The sequence below is a fragment of the Streptomyces sp. OR43 genome, assembly GCF_008042275.1.
GTDB lineage: Bacteria > Actinomycetota > Actinomycetes > Streptomycetales > Streptomycetaceae > Streptomyces.
Genome location: NZ_RDBK01000043.1, coordinates 2,291,340 through 2,297,222 on the forward strand (window position 1 = coordinate 2,291,340; position 5,883 = coordinate 2,297,222).

5 protein-coding genes are annotated in these 5,883 nt (G+C 71.0%); 3 read left to right on the forward strand and 2 right to left on the reverse strand.

The window, feature by feature from the left end:
- Positions 1–56 precede the first annotated feature (56 nt).
- On the reverse strand, positions 57–884 hold the full coding sequence (locus EAO72_RS29210) for a MerR family transcriptional regulator (protein WP_148020142.1): 828 nt from the start codon (positions 882–884) through the stop codon (positions 57–59).
- Between the two features lie 163 nt (positions 885–1,047).
- Positions 1,048–1,251 carry a cold-shock protein gene (locus tag EAO72_RS29215; protein ID WP_003967102.1) on the reverse strand — a complete coding sequence of 68 codons (204 nt, stop codon included), beginning with the start codon at positions 1,249–1,251 and terminating at the stop codon, positions 1,048–1,050.
- Positions 1,252–1,626: 375 nt separating this feature from the next.
- Between EAO72_RS29215 and EAO72_RS29220 the strand changes: the two genes are divergently transcribed.
- The 3 genes from EAO72_RS29220 (at position 1,627) to mqnC (ending at position 5,881) form a co-directional block, all read left to right on the forward strand.
- Positions 1,627–2,505 (forward strand): menaquinone biosynthetic enzyme MqnA/MqnD family protein, encoded by an 879-nt coding sequence (locus EAO72_RS29220; protein ID WP_148020143.1) that lies wholly within the window; start codon positions 1,627–1,629, stop codon positions 2,503–2,505.
- 316 nt (positions 2,506–2,821) lie between these two features.
- Positions 2,822–4,609, forward strand: coding sequence for a serine/threonine-protein kinase (locus EAO72_RS29225; RefSeq protein ID WP_148020144.1), 1,788 nt, complete (start codon positions 2,822–2,824; stop codon positions 4,607–4,609).
- A 72-nt stretch (positions 4,610–4,681) separates the two neighbouring features.
- Positions 4,682–5,881 carry a cyclic dehypoxanthinyl futalosine synthase gene (gene mqnC / locus EAO72_RS29230; protein WP_148020145.1) on the forward strand — a complete coding sequence of 400 codons (1,200 nt, stop codon included), beginning with the start codon at positions 4,682–4,684 and terminating at the stop codon, positions 5,879–5,881.
- The last annotated feature ends 2 nt before the right edge of the window (positions 5,882–5,883 follow it).

Below are 5,883 nucleotides of genomic sequence, written 5' to 3' on the forward strand. Positions count from 1 at the left end.
TGCGGGGAGGGGTGGGGCGGACCATACGCGGGCCGCCCCACCCCTCCCCGCAGGCCTCAGGCCCGGGTCACCGGCTCCTGGAGCTCCGTGACCCACTTCTCCCGGTCCTCGGGGCACTCCAGGCTGATCTCCCGCGCGTACCCCGTCGAGTGGTAGCCGCTCGCCTCGATCCCCCGGGCCAGGGCCTGCGCCGTCGGCAGGATCCCGTCCATCGAGCCCCGGTGGACGATCGTCGCCGCCTCGAACGGCGGCAGCTCGACCACCGTGACCCCGGTGTCACCCAGCGGCCCGACCGGGGCCGAGACCGTCACCCCGGCATGGACGACGATCGCGCCGCCACCCTCCGGGGCGTCCGCGTAACGGGCGATTCCCGGGCCCGTGGGGCGTACCCCGGCCTCGTCCAGCAGCGGGAACAGCCGCTCGTACAGCGGGCTGATCACCGGCGTGATGTCCTCCGGGCCGTACCCCGCGGCCACGGCGGTCAGCTCCGCGACGCGAACCGCCGGCACGCTCTTGATCACGACATCGTCAACGGACATGTGTCCCTCGCTCTCGATCGACCGGAGCCTCGCCTCGACCTGGGCCAGCCGGGCCGCCGCCGCGGCCATCGCCGCCTCCAGCTCCACGCGTCGCAGCCGCAGCATTCCGCGCAGCTCCTCCGGGCCCACCTCCTCGTCGAGGACGGCCCGCACCTGTTGGAGCGTGAAGCCGAGATCCTTGAGGGCGATGATCCGGTTGAGCCGGGCGAGCTGGGCGGCGCCGTAGTAGCGGTAGCCGGTGGCCGGGTCGGTGCGGTCGGGGTGCAGCAGCCCGACCGCGTCGTAGTGACGCAGCATCCGGGCCGACACCCGCCCGTACCTGGCGAAGTCTCCGATGGTGAACATGATGTCTCCCAGTGCAAGGCCTCACACGGCGTCAAGGTCAAGCGTCGTCGCTGCGGACCGGTGCGCGCCCCCATACAGGCAGGAGCCCCGCTCCTCCGCCGAAGCGGGGGAGCGGGGCTCCTTGGGTACTGCGTTACCGGCCGCGATCGGCCGACCCGGGCAACTAGGCCGGGGTGACGTTCTCAGCCTGCGGACCCTTGGGTCCCTGAGTGACGTCGAAGTTCACGACCTGGTTCTCCTCGAGGGAGCGGAACCCGGACGCGTTGATCGCGGAGTAGTGGACGAAGACATCCGGGCCGCCGCCGTCCTGGGCGATGAAGCCGAAGCCCTTTTCAGCGTTGAACCACTTGACGGTTCCGGTAGCCATAAGCCCTCCTTGGGCCAAAGGGTTGCCCTGCTCCAGAACCTGCAAAGAAGTCTGAAAACTACAAAAGCCTGCGGGTTACATGCTCCGCAGGCTCTGTACTGCAAGGGAAACCAAACTGCAACTTGGCGATGAGCCTAGCACGCAGCATGTGGGGAACGGTAGAGGGAAAGATCACTTCAATCGGATGTTTGGCGGCCGTGCGGATGAGCGCTCGCGATGGTCCTTCCGGGTGACTCCCGACCCCTTCCCGAGAGACCTTCCGTGCCCCTTCCGAGCCCCTTCGTCGGCCATTCCCGGAGCGCCGGAAGAGGGGCCGGTGCGGCGCCGCGCGCCCCCGGTGAGGCCGTCCGCCGGTCGCGGGTCTAGCCTCGCGATGTGGACAATTCAACCGTCTCAACCGTCGCAGGCGACGACCGTCGCAGCAGGCCGCGCGTCGGCCACATCCAGTTCCTCAACTGCCTTCCCCTCTACTGGGGGCTCGCACGCACCGGAACCCTGCTCGATCTGGAGCTCTCGAAGGACACCCCGGAGAAGCTCAGCGAGCAGCTGATCAGAGGCGACCTGGACATCGGTCCCGTCACCCTCGTGGAGTTCCTGCGCAACGCCGATGACCTGGTCGCCTTCCCCGACATCGCGGTCGGGTGCGACGGGCCCGTCATGTCGTGCGTGATCGTGTCGCAGCGGCCCCTGGAGGACCTCGACCGGGCCCGGGTGGCCCTCGGCTCGACCTCCCGGACCTCCGTACGGCTGGCGCAGCTGCTGCTCGCGGAGCGGTTCGGCGTCACGCCGGACTACTACACCTGCCCGCCCGACCTCGGCCTGATGATGCAGGAGGCGGATGCCGCCGTGCTCATCGGTGACGCCGCGCTGCGCGCCAACCTGCACGACGCCCCGCGGCTCGGGCTCCAGGTCCACGACCTGGGCGCGATGTGGAAGGAATGGACGGGACTGCCGTTCGTCTTCGCCGTCTGGGCCGCGCGCAAGGACTACCTGGCGGCCGAGCCCCTCGCGGTGAAGAAGGTGCACGAGGCGTTCCTGGCCTCGCGTGACGTGTCCCTGGAGGAGGTCACCAAGGTCGCGGAGCAGGCCGCGCGCTGGGAGGCCTTCGACGCGGAGGTCCTGGAGCGCTACTTCACGACCCTCGACTTCCGCTTCGGCCCCGCGCAGCTGGCCGGCGTCACGGAGTTCGCCCGCCGGACCGGCCCGACCACGGGCTTCCCGGCGGACGTGAACGTGGAACTGCTCGACGGCTGACGACTCACGGGCTCTCCCGCCGCGTGCCGGCCGCCGGCAAGTCGGAACCCGTGCCGATGTGCGGGCCGTAGGGATACGGATATCGATTCGGGTGAATTCGCGGTGAATGGCCGATCGGCGGGAGGGCTCGGGAGTACGTCTCCGATCCCTCCCGTAATCGAACCGGGGAACGGCACATTCACGCCTTTTGTTGTGGTGAATGGCGTCGTTCGTTCCCTTGGGGACGAAATCGGCGGATGGTTTCCCCTGTGACCCGATGACCTTCGCCCCTAGGCTTCGGTCGGAGGTCCGGCCGGTCCACAAGGGGAGTCCTCATATGCAGCCGCTCGAAGCCGGCGAACCGCTGAGCATCGGTGCCTACCGGCTGCTCGGCCGCCTCGGGGCCGGCGGCATGGGCCGGGTGTATCTCGGGCGCAGCGCGGGCGGCCGGACCGTCGCGGTCAAGGTCGTCCACCCGCACTTCGCGCTCGACGAACAGTTCCGCGCCCGGTTCCGGCTGGAGGTGGACGCGGCGCGGCGGATCGGCGGGCAGTGGACCGCACCCGTCCTGGACGCCGACCCGGACGCCCCCGTGCCGTGGGTGGCCCACGGCTACGTGGCCGGGCCGCCGCTCTCGGAAGCCGTCACCGAGCACGGGCCGCTGCCCGAGCAGGCGGTACGCACCCTGGGCGCCGGGCTCGCCGAGGCACTGGCCGCCGTCCACGGACAGGGCCTGATCCACCGGGACGTGAAGCCGTCCAACGTGCTGCTCGCTCTCGACGGCCCCCGGCTGATCGACTTCGGCATCGCCCGGGCCATCGACGCCACCGCCTCGCTCACCTCCACCGGCGTCTCGGTCGGCTCGCCCGGCTACATGGCGCCGGAGCAGATCCGCGGTCTGGACGTCTCGGGCTCGGCCGACGTGTTCTCGCTGGGCGCGGTGCTGGCGTACGCGGCGACCGGGTCCGCTCCGTTCCTGGGCGACTCCTCCGCCGTACTCCTCTACAAGGTCGTGCACGAGGAGCCCGAGCTGGGTGAGCTGGAGGGCGGGCTGCGTGACGTCATCGCCTCCTGCCTGGCGAAGGACCCGGCCCGCCGGCCCACTCCCGCGGAGCTCGCCCGGCAGTTGGTGCCCGGCGGTGCGGCGGCCGCGGTGGCGGCGGGCTGGCTGCCCGGTCCGCTGGTGCGCGAGGTCAGCCGGTCGGCGGTCGCGCTGCTCGACCTGGAACCGCAGGAGGCGCCGGTGCAGTCGGGGCCGGTGCCGTTCACCCACGCGTCGTCCGGCTTCAACGGGGGCGCCGCCCCCGGTGTGTTCGGCCCGCCGGTCGAACCGCACGCCACGGCCGGCCCGACGCCCACGGCCGGCCCGTACCCCGCAGCGGGCCCGTACGCCACGCCGGGCCCGACCCCGCCGCCGTATCCGCCCACCGCCGGGGCGGGCGGGCTGCCCGGGCAGCGCACTCCCGACCCCCGGTTCAGCGTCGGCGTGAGCACCGAGTCCGGGCCGGGGGAGCGGGGCGGACGGCGGCTGAGCTGCACCGTCGCCCTCGCGGTGGCCGGCGCGCTCGCCGCCGTGACCGTGGGCAGCGCCTTCCTCTTCGACCTGGTGCCGGGGGGCAGCGGCTCCCACACGGCTGAGCACGGCGGCACCGACACCGGCACGGCCCCCGCCGCCACCCCCTCCGACAAGGAACCCACACCCACACCCAGACCCACGGCCTCCGCCACCGGCGGCGCCGGGCAGGTCGCCGAGGTCCCCGAGGGCTTCCTCGGCACCTGGAAGGGGCCGGTCACCGAGAAGACGAGCGGCCAGCCGCACGGCACGCTCACCGCGGTGTTCAAGGAAGGGAAGAAGGGCGCCGACGTCGTCACGATGAACACGACGATCTCCACCCTCGGCGTCGAGGTCAGCTGCAACAGCGTCGCCTCCCTCACCTCCGGCACCGACAGGGAACTGACGCTGCGGGAACGCGCCGACCCGGACCGTCCCAGCACCGCGGGCCTGTGCACGAGCACCGTCGCCGACGTCCACTTCACCCTCGCGGCCGACGGAACCCTGCGGTACCGGTCGGACGAACGGGGCGCCGGACTTCCGTACGGCACGCTGACCCGGTCCGGCCAATGACCCGGAGCAGGGCTGGCGTACGCTGAACCGGTCCGTAGATCCGTTGAAAAACCGCCGAAAGGTGACAGCCCGGTGACCGAGAAGGCCGACCTCCAGCCCATCCTCGACCGAGCCGCCGAAGGCGGCCGGATCACTCCGGCGGAGGCCCTCGACCTCTACCGGTCGGCGCCCCTGCACGCCCTGGGCGCGGCCGCGGACGCCGTACGCCGGCGCCGCTACGCCGGTACGGAGCACATCGCGACGTACATCATCGAGCGCAACATCAACTACACGAACGTGTGCGTCACGGCGTGCAAGTTCTGCGCCTTCTACGCCGCGCCGAAGGACACCGCCAAGGGCTGGTCCCGCGACCTCGACGACATCCTGCGCCGCTGCGCGGAGACGGTCGAGCTCGGCGGCACGCAGATCATGTTCCAGGGCGGACACCACCCCGACTACGGCGTGGAGTACTACGAGGAGCACTTCTCCGCGATCAAGAAGGCGTTCCCGCAGCTGGTCATCCACTCGCTGGGCGCCTCCGAGATCGAGCACATGGCCCGGATCTCCAAGGTCTCCGCAGAGGAGGCCATCAGCCGCATCCACGCCGCCGGTCTCGACTCCTTCGCGGGCGCCGGAGCCGAGCTGCTCCCGGCCCGGCCGCGCACCGCGATCGCCCCGCTCAAGGAGTCCGGCGAGCGCTGGCTGGAGATCATGGAGATCGCCCACGGCCTCGGCGTCGAGTCGACCTCCACCATGCTGATGGGCACCGGCGAGACCAACGCCGAGCGCATCGAGCACCTGAGCATGATCCGCGACGTGCAGGACCGGACCGGAGGCTTCCGTGCCTTCATCCCGTACACGTACCAGCCGGAGAACAACAAGCTGAAGGGCCAGACGCAGGCCACGCTCTTCGAGTACCTGCGGATGATCGCCATCGCCCGGATCTTCCTGGACAACGTCGCCCACATCCAGGGCTCCTGGCTCACCACCGGCAAGGAGGTCGGCCAGCTGTCGCTGCACTACGGCGCGGACGACCTCGGCTCGATCATGCTGGAGGAGAACGTCGTCTCCTCCGCCGGTGCCAAGCACCGCTCCAACCGGCTGGAGATCATCGACCTGATCCGCAAGGCGGACCGCGTCCCGGCCCAGCGCGCCACCACGTACGAGCACCTCGTCGTCCACGACGACCCGGCGAACGACCCGGTCGACGAGCGCGTCGTCTCGCACATCTCGTCCACCGCGATCGAGGGCGGCACGGCGCACCCGGAACTCAAGCTCCTCAACGCCAACTAGGG